Annotated in this window: 17 protein-coding genes and 3 pseudogenes; 11 read left to right on the top strand and 9 right to left on the bottom strand. The window is 74.8% G+C overall.

Annotated elements, in window-relative coordinates; genetic code table 11:
* Window positions 1-149: 149 nt before the first annotated feature.
* The gene (locus E4N63_RS28980) at window positions 150-581 is read right to left on the bottom strand and encodes an ankyrin repeat domain-containing protein (protein ID WP_230242113.1); all 432 of its coding nucleotides are present in this window, start codon (window positions 579-581) and stop codon (window positions 150-152) included.
* A 242-nt stretch (window positions 582-823) separates the two neighbouring features.
* Here E4N63_RS28980 and E4N63_RS28975 point away from each other — a divergent pair, with 242 nt between their 5' ends.
* Window positions 824-1,018 (top strand): hypothetical protein, encoded by a 195-nt coding sequence (locus E4N63_RS28975; protein WP_019708524.1) that lies wholly within the window; start codon window positions 824-826, stop codon window positions 1,016-1,018.
* Window positions 1,019-1,193: 175 nt separating this feature from the next.
* Window positions 1,194-2,653 (top strand): annotated as a pseudogene (locus tag E4N63_RS28970) (hypothetical protein).
* Window positions 2,654-2,864: 211 nt separating this feature from the next.
* Here the strand turns inward: E4N63_RS28970 and E4N63_RS28965 are convergent.
* The gene (locus E4N63_RS28965) at window positions 2,865-4,379 is read right to left on the bottom strand and encodes a PLP-dependent aminotransferase family protein (RefSeq protein ID WP_230242112.1); all 1,515 of its coding nucleotides are present in this window, start codon (window positions 4,377-4,379) and stop codon (window positions 2,865-2,867) included.
* A 112-nt stretch (window positions 4,380-4,491) separates the two neighbouring features.
* Between E4N63_RS28965 and E4N63_RS28960 the strand changes: the two genes are divergently transcribed.
* From E4N63_RS28960 to E4N63_RS28945, 4 genes are all read left to right on the top strand, one after another.
* Window positions 4,492-5,277: a YitT family protein gene (locus E4N63_RS28960; protein WP_230242111.1), complete on the top strand. Its 786-nt coding sequence runs from the start codon at window positions 4,492-4,494 to the stop codon at window positions 5,275-5,277.
* A 170-nt stretch (window positions 5,278-5,447) separates the two neighbouring features.
* On the top strand, window positions 5,448-6,221 hold the full coding sequence (locus tag E4N63_RS28955; protein ID WP_230242110.1) for a glycerophosphodiester phosphodiesterase family protein: 774 nt from the start codon (window positions 5,448-5,450) through the stop codon (window positions 6,219-6,221).
* 57 nt (window positions 6,222-6,278) lie between these two features.
* Window positions 6,279-7,775 carry an MFS transporter gene (locus E4N63_RS28950; RefSeq protein ID WP_230242109.1) on the top strand — a complete coding sequence of 499 codons (1,497 nt, stop codon included), beginning with the start codon at window positions 6,279-6,281 and terminating at the stop codon, window positions 7,773-7,775.
* A gap of 254 nt (window positions 7,776-8,029) precedes the next feature.
* Complete coding sequence (locus E4N63_RS28945; protein ID WP_030548181.1) at window positions 8,030-8,404, top strand: RNA polymerase-binding protein RbpA; 375 nt, start codon at window positions 8,030-8,032, stop codon at window positions 8,402-8,404.
* Between the two features lie 161 nt (window positions 8,405-8,565).
* On the opposite strand, the gene fxsA is transcribed toward E4N63_RS28945, so the two are convergent.
* Entirely contained in the window at window positions 8,566-9,198 is a 633-nt protein-coding gene (gene fxsA, locus E4N63_RS28940) for an FxsA family membrane protein (protein WP_125624264.1), read from the bottom strand.
* Window positions 9,199-9,337: 139 nt separating this feature from the next.
* On the opposite strand from fxsA, the gene E4N63_RS28935 reads away from it, so the two are divergent.
* Window positions 9,338-9,598: a WhiB family transcriptional regulator gene (locus E4N63_RS28935; RefSeq protein WP_125624271.1), complete on the top strand. Its 261-nt coding sequence runs from the start codon at window positions 9,338-9,340 to the stop codon at window positions 9,596-9,598.
* A 124-nt stretch (window positions 9,599-9,722) separates the two neighbouring features.
* Window positions 9,723-9,962, top strand: coding sequence for a hypothetical protein (locus tag E4N63_RS28930; RefSeq protein ID WP_125624263.1), 240 nt, complete (start codon window positions 9,723-9,725; stop codon window positions 9,960-9,962).
* 273 nt (window positions 9,963-10,235) lie between these two features.
* Here the strand turns inward: E4N63_RS28930 and E4N63_RS28925 are convergent, their stop codons facing one another.
* The 5 genes and pseudogenes from E4N63_RS28925 to E4N63_RS28905 all read right to left on the bottom strand — a co-directional run bounded on the left by E4N63_RS28925 (window position 10,236) and on the right by E4N63_RS28905 (window position 16,909).
* Entirely contained in the window at window positions 10,236-11,204 is a 969-nt protein-coding gene (locus E4N63_RS28925) for an LLM class F420-dependent oxidoreductase (RefSeq protein ID WP_125624262.1), read from the bottom strand.
* A 135-nt stretch (window positions 11,205-11,339) separates the two neighbouring features.
* Window positions 11,340-12,128, bottom strand: a complete 789-nt coding sequence (locus E4N63_RS28920; protein ID WP_228429654.1) for a polyprenol monophosphomannose synthase — start codon at window positions 12,126-12,128, stop codon at window positions 11,340-11,342.
* 2 nt (window positions 12,129-12,130) lie between these two features.
* Window positions 12,131-13,988: pseudogene (lnt, locus tag E4N63_RS28915) on the bottom strand (apolipoprotein N-acyltransferase).
* Between the two features lie 754 nt (window positions 13,989-14,742).
* Window positions 14,743-16,290 carry an amidohydrolase gene (locus tag E4N63_RS28910; protein ID WP_230242698.1) on the bottom strand — a complete coding sequence of 516 codons (1,548 nt, stop codon included), beginning with the start codon at window positions 16,288-16,290 and terminating at the stop codon, window positions 14,743-14,745.
* Between the two features lie 178 nt (window positions 16,291-16,468).
* Window positions 16,469-16,909, bottom strand: coding sequence for an Lrp/AsnC family transcriptional regulator (locus E4N63_RS28905; protein ID WP_043468861.1), 441 nt, complete (start codon window positions 16,907-16,909; stop codon window positions 16,469-16,471).
* A 405-nt stretch (window positions 16,910-17,314) separates the two neighbouring features.
* On the opposite strand from E4N63_RS28905, the gene E4N63_RS28900 reads away from it, so the two are divergent.
* From E4N63_RS28900 to E4N63_RS28890, 3 genes and pseudogenes are all read left to right on the top strand, one after another.
* Window positions 17,315-17,749, top strand: coding sequence for a hypothetical protein (locus tag E4N63_RS28900; RefSeq protein ID WP_125624260.1), 435 nt, complete (start codon window positions 17,315-17,317; stop codon window positions 17,747-17,749).
* A 383-nt stretch (window positions 17,750-18,132) separates the two neighbouring features.
* A pseudogene (gene dhaL, locus E4N63_RS28895) lies at window positions 18,133-18,753 on the top strand (dihydroxyacetone kinase subunit DhaL); the annotation flags it as partial.
* Between the two features lie 207 nt (window positions 18,754-18,960).
* Complete coding sequence (locus E4N63_RS28890; RefSeq protein WP_230242696.1) at window positions 18,961-19,353, top strand: PTS-dependent dihydroxyacetone kinase phosphotransferase subunit DhaM; 393 nt, start codon at window positions 18,961-18,963, stop codon at window positions 19,351-19,353.
* A 29-nt stretch (window positions 19,354-19,382) separates the two neighbouring features.
* On the opposite strand, the gene E4N63_RS28885 is transcribed toward E4N63_RS28890, so the two are convergent.
* Complete coding sequence (locus tag E4N63_RS28885; RefSeq protein ID WP_230242108.1) at window positions 19,383-21,458, bottom strand: SpoIIE family protein phosphatase; 2,076 nt, start codon at window positions 21,456-21,458, stop codon at window positions 19,383-19,385.
* Window positions 21,459-21,504: the final 46 nt, after the last annotated feature.

Genomic DNA, 21,504 nt, shown 5'->3' with positions numbered 1-21,504 from the left:
TGGGCCGCGGGCCGCGGGTCGTCCGCGCACCGTCCTTCCCGGTCCGGCTGTCGATGGTACCGAGGGCGGCGGCGTTCCCCTCAGGGCTTTTCCGTGAGCGCCGGGGCGGGGGCGGCGGCCGGGACGGTGGTGCCGGGTGGCGGCGCCGGTCAGGCGGCGCCGAACATCTTCAGCAGCTCGGTCTTGGCGAACATCCGGGCCGTGTCGACCGCCGAGGGAGTGCCGAGGGACGGGTCGGCGCCGCCCGCCAGCAGAGCGCGCACCACGCCGTCCTCGCCCTTGAACACCGCGCCGGCCAGCGGGGTCTGGCCCCGGTCGTTGGCGCGGTCCGGGTCCGCGCCGCGGGCGAGCAGGGCCTCCACCGCGGCCGTGTGGCCGTGGTAGGCGGCGAGCATGACGAGGGTGTCGCCCTTGTCGTTGGTGAGGTTCGCGGGCACGCCCGCGTCGAGGTAGGCCGCGAGCCGCTCCGCGTCACCGGCGCGCGCCAGATCGAAGATCCTGCCCGCGAGTTCGATCACCTCGTCGTCCACCGGTCCCGGCCCTGTCTCGCCGGCCGGCTCGCCCGCTCCGGGGTCGTTCATCCGTCGCTCCGCCTTCCCGGGCCCACGCCCGTACGAGTGATTCGCCACCCTACTGGCCTGCTCACGGCACCGGCCGCGGAGGACACGGCCACCCCGGCACGACGCCGGTCCGGCCCCTGTGGCAGGCCGGTCCGGTGGGGGCGGTGGCGTCATCTTCACTCCTTTGCGCCTTCGCCGGGCCGGACACTTGGTGTGAATCTGGAACCACTCGTGGTAACCGTCCCCACAGCCAGGAGAACACCATGATTCTGTCCATCTCGGGCGTCGTTCTGCTCGGTGTCATCGTCTTCCTCTTCACCCGGAAGGACGGGCTCAAGATCTCCCATGCCGTGGTCTGCGCCCTCTTCGGTTTCTATCTGGCCGGCACGGCGCTCGCGCCGAGCATCAAGGCGGGCGGCGCCAGCCTCGCCAGCCTGCTGGACAACATCCGGTTCTGAGACGCGGACGGGCGGCCGCTCCGGCCGCGGCGGCCCGTCCGCGTCGGCGGCACAACCCCCAGGAGAGCGAACGTGGCCCGGCGCCCCTCCCCGCGTCCCCGTACCGAGTTCACGGAGCGCTCCTCTCCGCCGCGGCGGGGAACTGCTGCGCACCGCCGCCGGCCACACCGCGGACGTGCTGCACCCCCTGATCGTCATCGGCCGGGGACTGCGCCGGCTCGCCGCCGCCGGCCGGCAGCGGTGGACGCGGACCCCGTCCGACCGGCGCGGACCGGTCCTGCTGCTGGCCGCCGCCGCGGTGACCGCGGTGGCCCTGGCCCCGCACGGGCCGCTGCTCGCCGTGGCGGCCCTGATGGCGGCGGCCGCCTGGGCCGGGGCGGCGGCCGGGCCGCCGGGGCGGAGGGGCCGGGCGAGGCGGAGGCGGAGCGGCTCCGGGCCCTGTACGAGGCGCTGGTGCCGTACTTCCGCGCGGAGGACGACCCCGAACCGCTGTACACGCACGGCGGTGACTGGGAGGCCGTCTTCCTCGACCACGCCTTCGACGAGACGGGCCGCCCGGTCCTGCTCGAACTGTGCTACCCCCCGTACTTCGCCGACGGCGAGCCCGGGTTCCGGGCCCGGATCGAGCAGGTGCTGCACGCGAAGTGCGGACGCGGGCGCGAGTACCTGTTCGACTGGGACGAGGAGGGCAACGTCCTCACCCTGACCGTCCTGCCGCCCCTCCCCGACGACATCCGCGCCCAGCGCTTCGTCACGGCCCCCGGCGAGACCGTGCTGGGCTTCACCGGTCCGGAGAGCGTCCGGCGCACCCTTCCGGCGGTCCGCGGCGACGCCCTGGAGGACGCCGCCGACGTGCCCCCGGTGCTGTGGCGGACCGGGCCGCGCTCCGCCGAGCCGCATCTGATCGCCCTCGGCAGACCGGGCAGCGGCACGACGACCCTGCTCCGTTCGATCGCCCTGCAGGCGCTGCGCGACGGCGATGTCCTGGTGGTCGACGGCAGCGGCACCGGCGAGTACGCCTGCCTGGCCGGACGGCGCGGCGTGCCGGCCGTCGAGTGCGGTCTCGGCGGCGCCCTGGCCGTCCTGGAGTGGGCGGCGCACGAGACGGAGCGGCGGCTGCTCTCCGTCCACGAGGCCCGCCGGACCGGCCGTCCGGTCCCGGAGGACGTCCGGCGCCGGCTGTGGATCCTCGTCGACCGCCCGGCCGCGCTCAGCCAGCTGGCGGCCTCGGAGGGGCGGCCCGACCCCCAGGAACTGCTGCGGGTGCCGCTGCGGCACGGCCGGGCCGCGCAGGTGACGGTGGTGGTGGCCGACCACCTCGACGGCGTGGACTCCCTGGGCGAGGCGGTGCGCACGCACACCCCGGCCCGGGTGGTGCTCGGCCCGGCCACGCCCGAGGAGATCGCGGCGGTGCTCGGCGCCCCGCCACACACCACGCCGCCGCCGGAGATGCCGCCCGGGCGGGGCTACGCACGGCTGGGCCACGGCCCGGTGCACCGGCTGCAGGTGCCGGCGACCCCGGATCCGCACGACGAGGAGTGCACGGAGAGCGACCGGCTGGCCGTGCTGGCGCTGCTGCCGGAGCCGGTCTCCGCGGCGGGAGACATGACCGCACCGGCGCGGGCGGACCACTGAGGCGGCGGGCCGGGTGCCCGTGTGCTTCCACGGCGACGGTCCGGGGGCCGCGGACGCCGAACCGCCGTGCCGTGCGGGTGGCATCGGGAGATCCCGGCCGCACGCGCGTCCGCCCGGTGCGGCCACCGCTCAGGAGTCCTCGGTCCCTCCGGCGGCCAGTCACCGGCCGGGCAGCTGGCAGATGACCAGCATCGTCGGACGGCCGAAAACGTCAGGCCACCAGGCTCCGTGAGTCGGCCGCCGCGGCCGCGCCCGTCGCTCCCGTCTCGACCAGCCGCGCCGCCTGCGCGAGGCGGGCCGCCGCCGTGTCGGCCACCGCGTCGCCCACCGTGAACGGCAGCCGGACATAGCCCTCGAAGGCCCCGTCCACACCGAAGCGCGGCCCCGACGGCACCCTGACACCCAGCGGCACCCCCGCCTCCGCGATCCGCGAGCCTGAGAGGCCGCCGGTGCGCGCCCAGAGGGTGAGTCCGCCGTGCGGGACGGAGAACTCCCAGTCCGGCAGGTGCCGTCGCACCGCGGCGACCAGCGCGTCCCGGTTCTCCCGCGCCTGCCGGCAGCGGATCGCCACGGCCTCGTCCCAGCCGCCGCCGCGCATCAGCCAGCTGACGGAGAGCTGCTCCAGTACGGGCGAGCCGAGGTCGGCGTAGGCGCGGGCGGCGACCAGGGAACGGATGATCTCCGGTGCCGCGCGCACCCAGCCGATGCGCATCCCGGCCCAGAACGCCTTGCTGGCCGAGCCGACGGTGACGACCGTGCTGCCCGCCGGGTCGAACGAGGCGACGGGGCGCGGGAGTTCGAAGTCCTCGTCCAGGCGCAGATCCGCCATGGTCTCGTCCACGACGAGCACCGTGCCCGCCGAGCGGGCCGCCGCCACCAGTTGCCGCCGCTGGTCCTCGCTCGCCACCGCCCCGGTGGGGTTGTGGAAGTCGGCCACCACATAGGCCATGCGGGGGCCGGCGTCGCGCAGCACCCCGCGCCAGGCGGGCAGGTCCCAGCCCGCCAGCCCGTCGGCCATCGCGACGGGGAGGAGCCGGGCGCCGGCCTCGCGCATCAGCTGCAGCACATTGGCGTAGCTGGGCGATTCGACGGCCACCCGCTCACCCCGCCCCGCGAAGAGATGGCAGATGGCGGCGACGGCGCCCATGGCCCCGGTGGTGACCATGATCTGCTCGGGCATGGTCGGGATGCCGCGCGCGGTGTAGCGGTCGGCGAGGACCTGCCGCAGTTCGGGGAGGCCGGCCGGGTAGTCGCCGTGGGTGTGGGCGTAGGGCGCCAGTTCGCCGAGCGCGCCCTCGACGGAGCGGGTCAGCCAGGGCTCGGGGGCGGGCAGGGCCGCGCAGCCGAGGTCGATCATCGTCTCGGCGGCGTCCGGCGGCAGGGGGTCGAGACCGCGGGTGGGCAGCGGGCTGCCCGCCGGGACGGTCGTCCAGCTTCCGGCGCCGCGCCGTGACTCCAGGAAGCCCTCGGCGCGCAGCGTCTCATAGGCGGAGGCGACGGTGGTGCGGCTCAGGGAGAGCGCCGCGGCCAGCTCCCGTTCGGCGGGCAGCCGGGCGGCGACGGGCACCCGGCCCTCGTGGATCAGGAGCCGCACACCGTCGGCGAGGGTGCGGTAGACCGGCGCCCGCCGGCCGGCCGGGGTCGTGGTGCCGTTGCCTCCGTGGTTCTGCGAGCGGAGCAGCCGGGCAAGCTGCGCGGCCCCCACCGCCGATGTCCACTGACTCATCTTTCCGGTCCACCTTCCCGAAATTGGCCATGGAACCGCCGAGGTCCCAGGCCACAGACTGCCACGCGCCAGGCCAGTAGCACCACTCGCCCACCACCATCAGGGAGTCCACGTGCCCACAACGGGGGACCGCCGGCTGACACGGCGGCTTGTCCAGCTCTATGCCGGCCTGGTGCTGTACGGGGTGAGCGTGGCGCTGATGGTGCGCGCCGAGCTCGGCCTCGACCCGTGGGACGTCTTCCACCAGGGCATCGCCGAACGCACCGGCCTGTCGATCGGGACGGTCCTGATCCTCACCGGCGCGGCGGTGCTCCTGCTCTGGGTGCCGCTGCGGCAGCGGCCGGGCCTGGGCACCGTCTCGAACGTGGTGGTGATCGGGCTGGCGATGGACGCCACCCTCGCCCTCGTACCCGACGTCCGGGCGATGGCGGTGCGGATCCCGCTGCTGGCCGCCGCGATCGTCCTCAACGGGGCGGCGACGGGTCTCTACATCGCGGCCCGCTTCGGCCCCGGTCCGCGGGACGGACTGATGACGGGGCTGCACCGGCGCACCGGCCGCTCGCTGCGGCTGATCCGCACCGGTATCGAACTGGCGGTCCTGGCCACGGGCTACGCGCTCGGCGGCTCGGTGGGCGCGGGCACGGTGGCGTACGCGCTGGCCATCGGCCCGCTGGCCCAGTTCTTCCTGCGGGTGTTCACGGTCCCGGGGCAGGCTGTGGCGCCCGTGGAGGCGGCGGGTCCGGGGCCCGGCACGGAAGGGGCACCCGGGATGAACGGGGGTTCCGGGACGACGGCAGCGACGGGCACGGAAGACCGGGCCCCGGCGCCGGACAGCGCACGGACGGAGAATGCGCCGACGACCGGTGGTGTGGAGACCGGCTGCCGCGAGGCCGGCTGAGGCACTCCACTCCCCCGGGCCGACACCCGTGCCCGGGGGCGCGCCGTCAACGCCCGTCAACGCCCGTCAACGTACCTCGCGCACGCCGGGACGGGCACGGGCGGAGCCGCTCCGCTGCCCGGCGGCCGCCCGGTGTCCGCGGGGCGCACGGGGGCGGCGATACTGCCGCCGTGACACCGAATCCGGCCGTGCGCCATCCCTTCCTCGACCACCCGGCCACGCTCGCCTTCGCCCACCGCGGCGGTGCGGCGGACGGCCTGGAGAACACCCACGCCGCCTTCCGGCGGGCGGTCGCCGCGGGCTACCGCTATCTGGAGACGGATGTGCACGCCACCTCGGACGGCGCGCTGGTCGCCTTCCACGACGCGACCCTGGACCGGGTCACCGACGCCCGCGGCGCGATAGCGGAGCTGCCGTGGTCCCGGGTGCGGCGGGCCCGGGTGGCGGGAACGGAGCCGCTGCCGCTGTTCGAGGAGCTGCTGGAGGAGTTCCCGGAAGCCCGCTGGAACGTGGATGTGAAGGCCGAGGCGGCCCTGGCCCCGCTGATCGGGCTGCTGCACCGGACCGGCGCCTGGGACCGGGTCTGCGTCGGCTCCTTCTCCGAGGCGCGGGTGGCCCGGGCCCAGCACCTGGGCGGCACGCACCTGGCGACGTCGCTCGGCACCCGGGGTGTCCTCGGCCTGCGGCTGCGTTCGTACCGGCTCCCGGCGCGTTCCCGCCGCAGTGCCGTCTGCGTCCAGGTCCCGGAGCGGCACGGGCGGCTGCGGGTGGTGGACCGGGCCTTCGTACGGGCCGCGCACGCTCTGGGCCTGCAGGTGCACGTGTGGACGGTCAATGACGCGGGGCGGATGGCGGCGCTTCTGGACCTCGGGGTGGATGGCATCATGACCGATCACATCGAGACGCTGCGCACGGTGCTGACCGAACGAGGCGCCTGGGTCTGACCCGGGCGTGCCCCGGCGGCGCGACCCCCGCGGCGACGGTCGGGGCGAGGGGGCCGCATGGGCGCGGAGATCACGGGCGGAACCGGCGGCGCGGACACCACCGCACCCCCCGGCCCGGCAGGCGGCGGCGGGAACCTCGGGTCCGGTGGCGGTGACCCGCTGCCCGCGGGCGGAGCGGGCGGTCCGGCGGCCGCGTCCGGCCCGGCCGCAGCCGCCGAGCGCAGGCGGGAGCAGCGCGGCTGGTACGTCTACGACTGGGCGGTCTCGGTCTTCTCCACCAGCGTCGTCACCGTGTTCCTCGGCCCGTATCTGACGGCGGTGGCCCGGGCCGCGGCCGACGCGAGCGGCTACGTGCACCCGCTGGGCCTACCGGTGCGGGCGGGCTCCTACTTCGCGTACGCGGTGTCGCTGTCGGTGCTGGTCTCGGTGCTGGTGATGCCGCTGGCCGCGGCGGTCGCGGACCGGACCGGCCGCAAGAAGCCGATGCTGGCCCTCTTCGCCTACCTGGGCGCGGCGGCGACCACCGGCATGTTCTTCCTCTCCGGCGACCGCTATCTGCTGGGCGGCTTCCTGCTGGTCGTGGCCAACGCCTCGTTCTCGGTGGCCATGGTCGTCTACAACGCCTTTCTGCCGCAGATCGCCGGCCCCGGGGAGCGGGACGCCGTCTCCTCGCGGGGCTGGGCCTTCGGCTACGCCTCCGGTGCGCTGGTGCTGCTGGCCGATCTCGCGCTGTACACGGGCCACGCCTCGCTCGGGATCTCCGAGGGCATGGCGGTACGGATCTGCCTGGCGTCGGCCGGGCTGTGGTGGGGCCTGTTCGCGATCGTTCCGCTGCGCCGGCTCCGCGACCGGCCGCCGGCGGCAGATGTCCCCGCCGCCGGGGCCGGTGGGCCCGTCCGGGCGGGCTCGGTGGGGCAGAGCTGGCGCCAACTCCGCGACACCCTGCGGGACATGCGGCGGCATCCGCTGACCCTGCTCTTCCTCGTCGCGTATCTCCTCTACAACGACGGTGTGCAGACGGTGATCTCGCAGGCGTCGGTCTACGGCTCGGAGGAGCTGGGCCTGGACCAGACGACGCTGATCCTCGCCATCCTGCTGGTGCAGGTGCTCGCGGTCTTCGGTGCGCTCGGCATGGGGAGGCTGGCCGCCCTGTACGGCACCAAGCGCACCATCCTCGGCTCGCTCGCGGCCTGGACCCTGACCGTCGCCGCCGGGTACTTCCTGCCCGCGGGAGCGCCGGTGTGGTTCTTCGCGCTGGCGGCGGCGATCGGGCTGGTGATGGGCGGCAGCCAGGCGCTGTCGCGGTCGCTCTTCTCGCAGCTGGTGCCGCGCGGCAAGGAGGCGGAGTACTTCTCGGCGTACGAGATGAGCGACCGGGGAACAAGCTGGCTGGGCCCGTTGCTGTTCGGTCTGACGTATCAGCTGACGGGAAGCTACCGGGACGCGATCATCTCGCTGGTGGTCTTCTTCGCGCTCGGTTTCCTGCTGCTGGCGCGGCTGCCCGTACGGCGCGCGGTGGCCGCCGCGGGGAACCCGGTGCCCGACCGGATTTAACGCGGACGACGGTGGAGCGGTAGTGTACGCCTTTGACCACAGGGCGGACCGTTACTGCAAGCTGAATCAGGAGAAGCACTGGGTGACATCTCCTGCCAGATGTGACAAACCGGGCCATGGTGGGTACAACAAGGGGCGGCACGACGGGCGACGCATGTCCCGCAACGGGAATCTTTACCGCCGACCGGACGTTGACCGGATGACGACGACAGCGACACCTGTCCTGTGGGCGACAAGCCCGGGAGGCACAATTCATGAGTGAGCGAGCTCTCCGCGGCACGCGACTTGTGGTGACCAGCTACGAGACCGACCGCGGCATCGATCTGGCCCCGCGCCAGGCGGTGGAGTACGCATGCCAGAACGGCCATCGATTCGAGATGCCGTTCTCGGTAGAGGCGGAGATTCCGCAGGAGTGGGAATGCAAGGTGTGCGGGGCCCAGGCCCTGCTCGTGGACGGCGAAGGCCCTGAGGAGAAGAAGGGCAAGCCCGCGCGGACGCACTGGGACATGCTCATGGAGCGGCGTACCCGCGAGGAGTTGGAGGAGGTGCTGGCCGAGCGGCTGGCGGTCCTGCGCTCCGGTGCGATGAACATCGCGGTGCATCCCCGGGACAACCGCAAGTCCGCCTGACGACGGAGGCACGGCCCGCGCCGGACGAGGCACAGCGGCACAGCAGCACAGAGACGAAGGACCCGGACCACCACCGGATGGTGGTCCGGGTCCTTCGTGTGCCCGGGGCCGGCGCACGGGCCCGCGGCGGGCCGGGGCGTACGGAGGACCCGGGGCGCCGCTCAGCGGGGCAGCGGGGGTTCGCCGCCCCGGCCGCTCTTCCCGTCCCCGTCCTCGCCGTGACCGTCCTCGCCGTCGCGGTGGATGACCTCGCCCTGGACGACCTTGCCGTCGGGCCGGTGCATCCGGGCCTGTTGGAAGGCCTCGCCGAGACCGCCCCGCCCCGCCGCGGACATCCGCCGGCTCAGTGAGCGCTCGGCCGAGCGGCGCAGCAGCGCCCGGGTGGGCGGGAAGAGGCAGAGTAGGCCCGCCGCGTCGGAGACCAGTCCCGGCATCATCAGCAGCAACCCGCCCAGCATGGGCAGGGTGTTGCCGCTCGCCCTGCTCCCCTCGGCGGGCGGTGCGCCCGGCGCGGTGCCGCGCTGGAGGTTCTCCGTGAGCCCCTGCCAGGCGCGCCGGCCGGCCCGCTTCACGACATACGCGCCGAGCACCAGGCCCGCGAGCAGAAGCAGCAGAACGGTCAGGCCCCCGAAGGCGTCGGCGACCAGGGTCAGCAGCCAGATCTCCAGCACCACCCAGGCGGCCACGGCCAGGGGCACCAGGCTCCGGCGCCGCGAGCGCCCGGTCCGGGCGGCGGTCGATCCGGGGCCACGGCCCGGGGGCGGTTCCTGTCCGTGCGGTACGCCGGTCGTCATGTCTCCAGTGTGCCTGGTGATCGCCGTGATCCGGGCGGCGGGACGGACGAGTTGGCAGTCCGGCACCGGGTACGCGGAGAAGAACCGGCACAGAGCGCATCCGATCAGAAACCGATACGAACCGAACGGAGTGGCATTCATGGACTGGCGTCTGAACGCGGCTTGCCGCGATACCGACCCAGACCTGTTCTTTCCCGTTGGCAGCTCCGGCCCGGCCCTGCGCCAGGAGCAAACGGCGAAGGCGGTGTGCGAGAGCTGCCCGGTCATCGACGCGTGCCTCGACTGGGCCCTGGAGACCGGCCAGACCTCGGGGGTCTGGGGCGGCACCTCGGAGGACGAACGGCGGCCGATGCACCGGCGCCGTGAGCGGGAGCGCCGCCGCGCCCGTACCGCGGCCTGAACGGCGGGACGGGGCCGCGCGGACGAGGGCGTCCGGGCGGCCGTCACCGCATGACCGGTACCCGCGCGGGTACCCGCGCGGCACACGGTCCAGCACCATCCAGCACCAGAGAGAGGACCCGGACATGGCGGAACGACGCTCCGAGCAACCCGGGGCGGGCGGCCACGCCGTCCCCCGGGACCTGCCCGACCAGCAGGTCGGCGGCCACGACAAGGCGGCCGACAAGTGGGAGGGAAAGATTCCGGCCGAAGCGGCCGACTCCTCGCGGGAGAATCTGCCGGACCCGGACGAAGCGGGTGCGCGGCGGCGCGACGAACGCCCCGCGGACGACGACCGGGGCGAACCCGAGGAATCTTCGGGCTGACGGACCACCCCCGGCGGACCAGAACGGGAAACGGAACGGACCAGCGGAACCGGAGCTCCCGGACGGGCGACAGGCCCGGCCGGGAGCTCCGTCATGCGCGGTGCCGTGTGCGGTGGCGGTGTCCTGTGCGGTGGCCGTCGGCGGCACGGCGCTGCCGGGGCGGCGGCAGAGACGGCGTGCAGCGGTGCGACCGCTTCCGGCTCTCGGGGGGCCGGCGGAGGCGGTCGCACCGCTTCGGTGTTCTCCGGGTGTCTCAAGGGCGGGGGCCCGTCCTCAGAGGGCCTCGCGCAGTGCGGGCAGCAGGGTCTTCTCCGACCAGTCGAGGAAGGCGTGCTGGCTCTCGCCGCCGACCTGCACCAGGGCCACCTCGGTGAACCCGGCCTCGGCGAAGGGCCGTACGGCCTCCACGAAGGCGGAGACGTCGTCGCCGCACGGAATGGACTCCGCCACGTCTTCCGGGCGGACGAACTGGGTGGCCGCCTCGAACGAGGCGGGCCCGGGCAGTTCGGCGTTGACCTTCCAGCCGCCGGCGAACCAGCGGAACTGCTCGTGGGCGCGGCGCACCGCCGTCTCCCGGTCGGGGTCGTAGCTGACCGGCACCTGCCCCACCCGGGGCTTGCCGGCGCCGCCGTACCGGTCGAAGGCGTCGAGGAGTTCCGGCCTCGGTTCGACGGCGATCACCAAGTCCGCCAGGCGGCCCGCGAGTTCGCAGGACTGGTCGCCGGAGACGGCGATGCCGATGGGCGGGGGTTCGTCCGGGAGGTCCCACACCTTGGCGGACTCCACGTCGAAGTGGGCGCCGTGGTGGTTGACGTAACCGCCCCCGAAGAGCGCGCGGATGATGTCCACGGCCTCTTCGAGCATCTCGTGCCGCACGTCCGCCGCGGGCCAGCCGCCGCCGGTGATGTGCTCGTTGAGGTTCTCCCCCGCTCCCAGGCCCAGCCGGAACCGGCCCTCGGAGAGGAGGTGCAGGGTCGCCGCCTTCTGTGCGACGACCGCCGGGTGGTAGCGCATCGTCGGGCAGGTGACGTATGTCATCAGCGGGATGCGGGAGGTCGCCTGGGCGGCGGCGCCGAGGACCGTCCACGCGTGGGGGGAGTGGCCCTGGCTCCTGAGCCAGGGAAAGTAGTGGTCGGAGGTGACGGAGAAGTCGAACCCGGCCTCCTCGGCGCGGACCACGTGTCCGACGAGCTCACGGGGGCCGGCCTGCTCGGTCAGCATGGTGTAGCCGATTTGTACCATGCACCCCGAATGCCCATGCGGCTCCGGTGAAAACCTGGCACGGAGCCGCCCGGAAGCCGGGACTCCGCACGGGGCCCGGCCGCGGTCCCCCGCGAGCCCGGTTTGCTCCGGACGAGAGGCCCCGGACGAGAGGTCCTAGCCCTCCTGGCGGGCGGCGGCGCGGTTCACGCGGTCCAGCACGCGCTGCGCCCGGGAACCGACACCCCAGGCGGTGACCCGCCACAGCGCCTCGACGAAGATGTCGCGGCTCATCTTGCTGTCGCCGACCTCCCGCTCGACGAAGGTGATGGGCACCTCGACAACGTGGAAACCGGCCTTCACCGCGCGCCAGGCCAGGTCGACCTGGAAGCAGTAGCCCTGCGAGGCCACGTCGTCCATGCCGAGCCCGGTGAGCGTCTCGGCGCGGAACGCGCGGTAGCCGCCGGTGACGTCGTGCACCGGGACGTCCAGCAGCAGCCGGGAGTAGACGCTGCCGCCGCGGGAGATCAGCTGCCGGGACCGGGGCCAGTTGACGATTCGTCCGCCGGCCACCCAGCGGGAGCCGAGTACCAGATCGGCTCCCTTGAGCGCGGTGAGCAGCCGGGGCAGTTCCTCGGGCTGGTGCGAGCCGTCGGCGTCCATCTCGACCAGGACGCCGTACCCCTGTTCGATGCCCCAGCGGAAGCCCGCGAGATAGGCGGCGCCCAGGCCCTCCTTGCCCCTCCGGTGCAGCACATGGACCTGCTCGTCCTCGGCGGCGAGCTCGTCGGCGAGCTTGCCGGTGCCGTCGGGGCTGTTGTCGTCGGCGACGAGGACATGGGCCTCGGGGACGGCGGACCGCACCCGCTCCACGATCGGCTTGATGTTGCCGGCCTCGTTGTAGGTCGGAATGATCACCAGAACCGTGCCGAGCGGGCCGTATCGCCGCTGTCCGCCGTCTGCCACTGCTATCCCCTCCGGTCCGTACGTCCCCGCCGGCCGAGTGCGATCGCGGCGGCGCAGGACAGGAGGCCCACGATAGCGAGCACCCATTCGGGCGCCGCTCCCATTCGGTCGGCGACGGTCGTGTCGTCGCGCAGCGGAAGGTCCGCGGTGATCACGTCGCGGGTGAACTCCTCGGTGCGCCGGTCGATCACACCGTCCGGCCGGACCACGGCACTGATGCCGCTGGTGGCGGCGGTGACGACGGCGCGGCCGTGCTCGACGGCACGCAGCCGGGACATCACGAGCTGCTGCTCGGGCTGGCCGGTGCGGCCGTAGGTGGCGTTGTTGGTCTGGATGACGAGCGCGCGGGCACCGGCGTTGACCGTGTCGCGGACGATCTCGTCGTAGGCGACCTCGAAGCAGATCACATCGCCGAGCCGCGCCGGTCCGGTCTGCAGCACGCCGGTGGTGTCACCGGGGTAGAAGTCGCGCGGCACCCGCTGGAGCCGGGTGATGACCTTGCTGAGCTGGTCGCGGAAGGGCACGTACTCGCCGAACGGCACCGGGTGCTGCTTGGTGTACGAGGCCCCGGGGCCGGTCTCCGGGTCCCAGACGATGCCCTGGTTCTCGACGTAGCCCTCCTTCGTGGGGTGGTCGACGAGGGCCCCGACGAGGATGGGCACCCCGACGGCGCGGGCCGCCTCGTCCATCCGGGCACCCGCCTCCGGGTAGCGGAAGGGATCGAGATCGGAGGCGTTCTCCGGCCAGATGACCAGGTCCGGACGCTGCTCCCGGCCGGCCTCGACGTCCCTGGCCAGGTCGAGGGTGGCCTCGACATGGTTGTTGAGGATCAGCATGGGGCGGCCCAGGAAGTCCATCCCGGGCTGCTGCACGTTCCCCTGGACGACGGCGATCCGGGCGGTGTCGTCGGCCTCCGTGGGCACCGGGACGGCGTACCCGGCCAGCGCCACGGCGAGGGCCAGCACGACGGGCGGGACGGCACGCCGGAGGACGGGGCGGACCGGGACGGCGTGGGGACGGAGGGGCCGCCGGTGTGCGGGCCTCCTCCGCGCCGTCCGAGCGGTCGGAGCCGTCCGCGGTGCCCGGGCCGTCCGCGGCATCCGGGCCGCCGGGGCCGTTCCGGTCCTCCGGGCCGGTGCGCGGGCCGGGCCGCAGCCGCGCCGCCGCGAGGGCCGCGGAGCCGAGCAGGGCGCCGCTCAGCGCGACGGCGAAGGTTACGAGCACCGCGCCGCCGAGCGCGGCGAGCGGCAGATAGGGCGAGCCGGTGACGCCGAACGCCAGCCGTCCCCACGGAAAGCCGCCGAGCGGCAGCCGGTCCCGGGCCCACTCCTCGGCGACCCACAGGCAGGCGGCCCACAGGGGCCACAGCGGCAGCCGGGAGGTCAGCGCGAGCCCCGCGCCGAGCGCGCTCAGGAACAGCGCCTCGATGACGGAGAGACCGAACACGGCGTCGTAGCCGATGACGTGGAGCCAGCGCAGCAGGACGAAGAAGAACGGCAGCCCGAAGGCGAATCCGGTCCAGGCGCCCTGGCGCGCGGTGCGGCCGCGTGTCAGCAGGCTGAGCGCGGCGACGGCGAGCAGGGCGAGCGGCCACAGGTCGTACGGCGGGAAGGCGAGGGCGAGGCCGAGCCCGCTCGCGGCGGCGAGCGCGCTCCGGGGCGCCTCGCGCCGTACCAGCCGCCCCGTCCGGCGCAGCCGCCCCGGGCGGGGCGGAACGGCGGCCGCACCGGGCCCGGCGGCGGGCTCGGCACCCGGCGCCGCGGCAGGCCCGGCGGCGGACCGGCCGGATTCCGCGGCACCCTCGGCGGGCGGGCGGTCCCCGGAGGGGCGGTCCGTGTCTGTGGCGGGGCCCGAATGCACGGTGGCGTGCCTTCCTGCAGGTCGTGCGCTGATGAGGTGACGGTACCCCGCCGCTCCCCGAAAGGCGGAGTCCTGCCGGTAGTCCTCAGCCGTCACCCGGGGCTCGCGGGCATCGCGCGGGCGCACTCGCGCGGACGGAGCAGGCGGAGCGGGTGGACGGAGCGGGAGGTGCGCGGAAGGACGCAAGGGCGGCGCGGACCACAGGGCGATCGGGGCGTCGCGCGGCGGGCCGCGGGGCCGCGGCGGAGAGCAGGCACCCCACCGCGCCCTCAGAGGCGGGGAAGCCGGAGAACGGGAGGAGCCGGGGCCCGGGAACGACGGGGTACCCCCAGCGGAAAGCGCTACGGCGGGGCCCGGTGCCCTTCGGGCCGACCCGGGACCCGCTGGCTGCGGGCCGACCGAAGCCGTTGTCTACTGAGCGTCCGGGCCCCACCCGGGTCGCACCTGCCGACCGGCCGGAATCCTCCCCCGTCCCGTGGCGCGGTGGCTGGACCTGGCTCCCAGTGGCGGCACACCGTGCCGGCGCACCACCCGTGGCCCAGCGGCGCTCGACGACTGCGCGGAGATTCCCCGGTCGGACGTCCTGTGGTGGACGCGGCCGAACCTACCGGCCGCCAACCGCTTTCTGTCAACACTCGTCCGACCTGCGTCGTTCTCACAACCCAGCAGGTCAGGGGTGAAGATGCGCAGGTAGCGGCGGAAAGGCCGGGCGGGTCCGCCCCGTCGCACGGCACCCGGACGGCACTCCGGCACATCACTCGTTCGGGCGGGTGTGGACCGTGCGGCCGCCCACCACCGTCCGCAGGCAGACCGGCAGCGGTCCGCCGGGCAGGAGTTCGGGCAGGCCGGGGGTGCCGGAGCGGGGGTCGGTGGACCAGGCCGCCACCCGCTCGTCCGGGGTCTGGACGACGAGGTCGCCGCTCTGCCACACCGCGTAGTCGGCGGGGGCGCCGGGGACCAGGACACCGGCGTCGTCCCGGCCGGCGGCCCGCCGGCCGCCCCGGGTATGGGCGGTGAAGGCGCCGCGCACGGTGATGCGGTGCCCGGGGGTGCGGTGGAAGGCGGCCGCCCGCACGGTGCCCCACGGGTCGAACGGGGTGACCGGGCTGTCGGAGCCGAACGCGAGCGGCACACCGGCGCGCAGCAGCGCGGCGTACGGATTGAGGGTCCTGGCCCGCTCGGCGCCGAGCCGCTGGGCGTACATGCCCTCCTCGCCACCCCAGGCCGCGTCGAACGCGGGCTGCACGGAGGCCGTGAGGGCCAGCTCGGCGAAGGCGGCGATGGTCTCGGGGGTGAGCATCTCGGCGTGCTCGACACGGTGCCGCGCGGCCCGTACCCGGTCGAGGCCGAGCTTGTCGGCGGCGGCCCGGACGCCCGCGACGACGGTGCTCAGCGCGGCGTCGCCGATGGCGTGGAAACCGGCCTGGAGTCCGGCCTCCGTACAGGCCGCGACATGGGCGGCGACGTCGTCCGCCCCGAGGTGCGCGGCTCCGGTGTGCGGGGCGTCCGCGTACGGCTCGTGCAGATGCGCGGTGTGGGAGCCGAGGGAGCCGTCGACGAAGAGGTCACCGGCCGCGCCGACGGCGCCGAGGCTCCGGATCCGGTCGGCGTCCTTCGCGTTCGCGACGGGTTCGGCCCAGTAGCCGACGACGCGCGGGCCCGGCTCGGCGGCGGCGAGGGCGAGCAGCGCGGTGAAGTCGTCCTCGCCGGAGATGTCGGGCCCGGCGCACTCGTGGAGCGAGCCGATGCCCCGGGAGGCCGCGTGGGCCCGGGCGGCGCGCTGGGCGTCGGCCCGGGAACCGGGGGTGACGGCGGCGAGGGCGGCCCGCCGTACGGCGTGGTGCGCGTCCTCGGTGAGCGGCGCGTCGTCCCGGAAACCGGCGAGGGCGGTGACGCCGGGCACGCGGTCGAGCAGGGCTCCGGTGACGACGGCCGAGTGGGCGTCGACGCGGCTGAGGTAGAGCGGCCGGCCGCCGGTGGCCGCGTCCAGTTCGGCGCGGGACGGGGGCCGGCCCCCGGGCCAGTCGCCGGCGTCCCAGCCGTGGCCGAGCAGCACCCGGTCGCCGGGGCGGGCGGCGGCGTGGGCGCGTACCAGGTCCAGTGCCGCGTCGAGGCTGCGGGCGCCGGAGAGGTCGAGGCCGGTCAGGGCGAGGCCGGTGGCGGTGAGGTGCACATGGGCGTCGGTGAAGGCCGGGGTGACGAGGGCCCCGTCGAGCCGGACGACCTCGTCGACGCCGTCGGCGAAGGCGTCCGCGGCCCCCTCGGAGCCGACCCAGGCGACCCGGCCGCGCTCGACGACCATCGCGGTCGCGAACGGATCGGCGGGGCTGTGGACCGTCCCTCCGCGCAGCAGCACGGTGCGGTCGTCGTCGGCCTGGAGGGGGGAGCGGTCGTTCACTGGGGCTGCCTCACGGAGCGTCGCGTCGGGGCGGAATCGGCTCCCAGTGTCGCCCCACGGCGGCGCCGGACGCGCCCCGGGGTCAGATCCGGGGCGGGCGCGCCTCGTACGGGGTGGAGAGGACGACCGTGGTGCGGGTGGACACCCCGGCCAGTGAACGGATCCGGCTGAGCAGGTGTTCGAGCTCCAGGGGCGTCGCGACGCGGACCTTGAGGATGTAGTTCTCGTCCCCCGCCACGCTGTGGCAGGCCTCCAGCTCCGGGACGCCCGCGAGCCGGTCGGCGATGTCGTCGGGCGCGCTGGGGTCGAAGGGCTTCACGGAGATGAACGCGGTGAGCGGCAGCCCGACGGCCTCGGGGTCGACGACGGCCCGGTAGCCGCGGATCACACCCCGCTGCTCCAGCCTGCGGACGCGCTGGTGCACCGCCGAGGTGGACAGGCCGGTGGCCTTGCCCAGGTCGGTGTAGCTCATGCGCCCGTCCTTGACGAGCAGTTCCACGATCTGCCGGTCCAGTTCCTCCACAGCGCAAGAACCTACAGCGTCACCGCCCCCGTGAGACACACGGCTTTCGGGCACGCGCACGCGGCCGCGCACGGCCGGCACCGGTCCGCGCTCCCGTGCCGCGGCCCGGCCGCGCGCGGGCCACCGGGCTCGGCATCCCGGCCGGGCCGGCCGGGCGCCGGCCCGGCGCCCCGGCGTGCGCCCGGAGCCCTCGGCCCGCATCCGCCGCCGCCCCTCGTCAACCCTGCGCACAGGGCCGTTGAACCGCAGGTCAGCGCACCCCCACCCGGCCCGTGTGACGAAGACCACACCGCTGGCGACGGGTCCGCGAAAGTGCCGCGATTACCTGTGCCGGGGCGCGGGAAAAGTCTGCTGTGGTCGAGGCCACAGCGCCTCACCGTCCCATCGAGGGGGAGAGACGAACATATGCGCAGCCTGAAGCGCCCGGGTCGCGGCAACCGCGATCGAACACCCGCCGTCGCCGCCGACTTCGAGCCGCAGGACTTCGAGGCGGCCGACGACGGCGACGAGGACAGTACCCACGAGACCTACGAGATGTTCCGGGTGACCTGCCCGGACTGCGCGCGTCCCATCGCGCTCCTCGCCGACGAGGACGTCCTGCCCGAACACGCGCTCTGCCCGAGCCCGTGGAATCCCTTCGGTCTCACCGTCTGCCCGGGCACCGGCCGGAACATCGCCGAGACCTCCCCGGCCGACGACTCGCTGGACGCGCAGGAGCAGGACGCGGCCCTGCTGCTGACGCTCCCTCAGAGCCTGGACTGGCGGACCCAGCCCTTCTCGCACATCGGCGGACCCGGCTCGCGTCCGTTCCGTCTGCCCCCGATGCGTCGCCGGGCCTGACCGCACCGGGCCCACCGCCCGGGCCGTAACGCCCGCGCCGTGGGCGCCACATCACCGCACGTCACCGCCCGCGCCGGTCACTCCGGCGCGTGGCCGGCCGACCACTTCCGACCGCCTTCCCGCCGGGGCCCGCACGCACGCGCCGGAAAACGGCGCCCGGTGCGCGGGGCCCGGTCGCGGCGTGCGCGCGGACCCGGACGGCGCGCGACGGCGGCGCGCACCGCGACACGCGCACCGACAAGCCGATCAACGGCGTCGACGGGCGGGGTCGCGGCCCCCAGACTGGACGGGTTCCGTACGGGCCGGCCCCCGGCCCCGCGTACCAGCCGCCGCGAACCGAGGAGTTCCCTCCCATGACCGCGTCCCCGGACTCGCCCGCCCCCGTGCTCGACACCGCCTTCTTCCGCCGCTGGCTGGACCTCGCCGCCGCCGCGATCCGGCGGGAGGCGGACCATCTCACCGATCTCGACTCGGCCATCGGAGACGCCGACCACGGCTCCAACATGCGGCGCGGCTTCGACTCGGCCTCCGCCTCCGAGGCGTACGCGGCGGCCACCACACCGGGCGCCCTGCTCAAGGGGTTCGGCACCCATCTGATCGGCAAGGTCGGCGGCGCGTCCGGCCCGCTCTACGGAACGGTGATGCGCCGCGCCGCGAAGGCGCTCGGTGAGGACGGGACCGTGTCGCCGCAGGCCCTGGGTGAGGCCCTGGCGGCCGCGGTGGCCGGCGTGCGGAGGCTCGGCGACTCCGGGCCCGGGGACAAGACCATGGTCGACGCCCTCGCCCCGGCGACCGAGGCGTACCAGCGGGCGCTCACGGAGGGCGCGCCGCTGACCGGGGCGCTGGCGGCGGCGGCGCGTGCCGCCCGGGAGGGGGCCGAGGCGACGATCCCGATGCGGGCCCGTCGCGGCCGGGCCAGCTATCTCGGCGAACGGAGCGTCGGCCACCAGGATCCGGGCGCGACCTCCACGGCCCTGCTGTTCACCGCCCTCCACGAGGCGGCGGCGGGCCCCGCCCCGGAGACCGGCGGGAGGACCGGGACGGAGGCCGGGGGCACCACCGGCTCGGGGGCTGCCGGGAAGGACGTACCCGCACCGGCCGGCGGCGGGACGGCGGCCGAGAGCGGAACGGCCGCCGGGAGGACGGAAGCCGGGACGGGCGCCGGAACCGCTCCGGCGTCCGCCGGAACCGGCGCCCCGGGCCGCGTCGGGGTGGTGCTCGTCTCGCACAGTCGTGAAGTGGCCGAATCGACCGCCCGGTTGGCCCGGGATCTGGTGGGCGCCGGAGATCCCTCGCCGGTCGTCGCCGCGGGCGGCGCGGAGGCCGGGGGGATCGGCACCAGCTCCGAGCTGGTCCGGCAGGCGGTCGCGCGGGCCGACGAGGGGGCGGGGGTCGTGGTGCTCTGCGACATGGGCAGCGCGGTGCTCACCGTCAAGACGCTGCTGGCCGACACGGGCCCGGACGCGCTGCCGGAGGGCGTACGGATCGCGGACGCGCCGTTCGTCGAGGGCGCGGTCGCGACCGTGGTCACGGCGTCCGCCGGGGCCGATCTCGGCATGGTGCTGTCGGCGGCCGACGACGCCCGCACCTTCCGCAAACTCTGACCACATCCCCGGCCGGCCGGGTCCGGCCGTCAGCGTCCCGAGGCGGGGCTGAACTCGCCCCAGACTGCCTTGCCGGGCCCTCGGGACTCCACGCCCCAGACGTCGGTCAGCATGTCGACCAGCAGCAGTCCGCGCCCGGAGGTGCTCGCGTCGCCGGGCTCACGGCGGCGCGGCCAGCCGCTGGAGCGGTCCTGCACCTCCAGGCGGAGCCGGCGTTCGGGGCCGGGCAGCATGAGGACGGTGACCACGGCACCACCGTCGGTGTGCAGCAGGGAGTTGGTGATCAGCTCGTCGGCGACCAGTTCGATGTCGTCCGCCCGTTCGGTGACGCCCCAGGCGCGGACCGCCTCACGGAGCATGTGACGGGCGGTGGCCAGCGATTCCGGGTCGGCGGGGGCGACGTGCTGGTGGAGCCGCCGCCGGAGGCGCGGTTCCGGGTGCCCCACCCGCCGGAGCAGCAGCAGGGCCGTGTCGTCGTCGCCGGTCCGGTCGCCGAGGGCGCGCGGGAGGTGGTCGGCGAGCTCCTCCAAGTCGTACGGCCCGCTGGTCAGGGCCTCGACGAGTTCCCTGCGGCCCTCGTCCAGGTCGGTGCCGGGCTGCTCGATGAGGCCGTCGGTGTACAGCACCAGGGTCTCGTCCGCGCCCAGTTCCACCGGCGTCACCGGGTACTCCAGAGCGTCGAACTCGGCCGACAGCCCGAGCGGCAGCCCGCCGGCCACCGGGAGCGGGCGGCAGGTCCCGTCGGCCTGCCGCAGCAGCGGGTCGAGATGGCCGGCCCGGACGATCCGCAGCTCGCCCGCGAGCGGGTCGGCCTCAACGTAGAGGCAGGTGGCGAAGCGGTCGCTGCCCAGCTCGTCGAGGAAGACGGACGCCCGGGCCATGACCGTGGCGGCCGAGTGCCCCTCGGCCGCGTAGGCCCGGAGGGCGATGCGCAGCTGGCCCATGACGGCGGCCGCCTTGATGTCGTGCCCGGTGACGTCCCCGACGACCGCGCCGACCTTCCCGCCGGGCAGCGGGATCAGGTCGTACCAGTCGCCGCCCAGCTCGCGGCGGAGGCGGGCCGCGCGGTAGCGGACGGCCACCTCGGCGCCGGGGACGGCCGGGATCCGCGGCAGCATGGTCTGCTGCAGGCCCTCGGCGACCTCGTGCTCGTGGTCGAAGAGCATGGCCCGCTGGAGGCTCTGGGCGAGGGTGGTGCTGAAACCGACGTAGCTGCCGCGGTCCTCGGGGGTGAAGGGCACCTCCTCGCGGAAGAGGATGCCGATCACGCCCAGTGTCCGCGACTGTGCGACCAGCGGCAGATAGGCGGCCGAGCCGAACTCCACCGGCTCCAGGTGCGGCCACAGCCGCGGATAGCGTTCGGCGAACTCCTGGCGGGAGCCGATCAGCCGGAGCTCCCCCGTGCGCACCACCTCGCACATGGGGTTCTCGTCGTCGAGCGCCGAGTACTCCGGCGCGGGTCCGGCACCGATCCGGCCCTGGGTGATCAGATGGAGCCGGCTGCCCTCCACCAGCCCCAGCATCAGGGTGACGGGTCTTCCGGTGCCGGGGCCGCCGCCGATGCTCTCCAGGACCTCGATGACGTCCCGGACGGTCAGGGCGCGGCTGAGGGCGGCGGCGGTCATCTCGATCCCGATGCCGGGCGGGCGGTGCCCGACCTCCACGGCGCCCCGCTCGACGGCGCTGGTCAGCTCCTGGGTCGCGTCGCGGACGATGCCGACGATGCGCCGCGGCTTGCCCGCGCCGTCGTACAGGAAATGGCCCTGGCCGTGGGCCCAGCGCAGCGAGCCGTCCCGCCGGCGGACGCGGAAGTAGGTGCCGTGGGCCTCCCGGCCCTTCGCCAGGGCTTCGTCCACGACGGCGTCGATGCGGTCGGACTCCTCCTGGCTGAGCCGGCTGATGAGCGCATCGGCGTTGCCGGGGTACTCCTCCGGCCGGAGATCGAAGATGTCCAGGGCCACCCGGTCCATCTGTATGCGGCCGCTCTCCAGGTCCCATTCGAAGAGGCCGATGCGGTTGAGGGCCAGGTTCCTGGCGGTGTCGGGGGGCAGGCGGTTTTCGCCGCCCGGCAGCCCCGTCCGTGGGGCCGCGTCAGGTTCCGCCATGTGACCTCCCGACGCGGTCGACCGCCGTCGGCGGTGCGCCGGCTTC

The organism is Streptomyces sp. MNU89 (genome assembly GCF_020982505.1).
Classification (GTDB): Bacteria; Actinomycetota; Actinomycetes; order Streptomycetales; family Streptomycetaceae; genus Streptomyces; species Streptomyces xinghaiensis.
The sequence above is the reverse complement of the archived record's forward strand: the minus strand, read 5'-3'. Positions and strand labels throughout refer to the sequence as shown.

What these genes read in the sequence shown, in the direction of transcription:
- E4N63_RS28980 (WP_230242113.1), bottom strand. Translation starts at nt 581, where the DNA reads ATGAACGACCCCGGAGCGGGCGAGCCGGCCGGCGAGACAGGGCCGGGA.
- E4N63_RS28975 (WP_019708524.1), top strand. Translation starts at nt 824, where the DNA reads ATGATTCTGTCCATCTCGGGCGTCGTTCTGCTCGGTGTCATCGTCTTC.
- E4N63_RS28965 (WP_230242112.1), bottom strand. Translation starts at nt 4,379, where the DNA reads ATGAGTCAGTGGACATCGGCGGTGGGGGCCGCGCAGCTTGCCCGGCTG.
- E4N63_RS28950 (WP_230242109.1), top strand. Translation starts at nt 6,279, where the DNA reads ATGGGCGCGGAGATCACGGGCGGAACCGGCGGCGCGGACACCACCGCA.
- E4N63_RS28945 (WP_030548181.1), top strand. Translation starts at nt 8,030, where the DNA reads ATGAGTGAGCGAGCTCTCCGCGGCACGCGACTTGTGGTGACCAGCTAC.
- fxsA (WP_125624264.1), bottom strand. Translation starts at nt 9,198, where the DNA reads ATGACGACCGGCGTACCGCACGGACAGGAACCGCCCCCGGGCCGTGGC.
- E4N63_RS28935 (WP_125624271.1), top strand. Translation starts at nt 9,338, where the DNA reads ATGGACTGGCGTCTGAACGCGGCTTGCCGCGATACCGACCCAGACCTG.
- E4N63_RS28930 (WP_125624263.1), top strand. Translation starts at nt 9,723, where the DNA reads ATGGCGGAACGACGCTCCGAGCAACCCGGGGCGGGCGGCCACGCCGTC.
- E4N63_RS28925 (WP_125624262.1), bottom strand. Translation starts at nt 11,204, where the DNA reads ATGGTACAAATCGGCTACACCATGCTGACCGAGCAGGCCGGCCCCCGT.
- E4N63_RS28910 (WP_230242698.1), bottom strand. Translation starts at nt 16,290, where the DNA reads ATGGTCGTCGAGCGCGGCCGGGTCGCCTGGGTCGGCTCCGAGGGGGCC.
- E4N63_RS28900 (WP_125624260.1), top strand. Translation starts at nt 17,315, where the DNA reads ATGCGCAGCCTGAAGCGCCCGGGTCGCGGCAACCGCGATCGAACACCC.
- E4N63_RS28885 (WP_230242108.1), bottom strand. Translation starts at nt 21,458, where the DNA reads ATGGCGGAACCTGACGCGGCCCCACGGACGGGGCTGCCGGGCGGCGAA.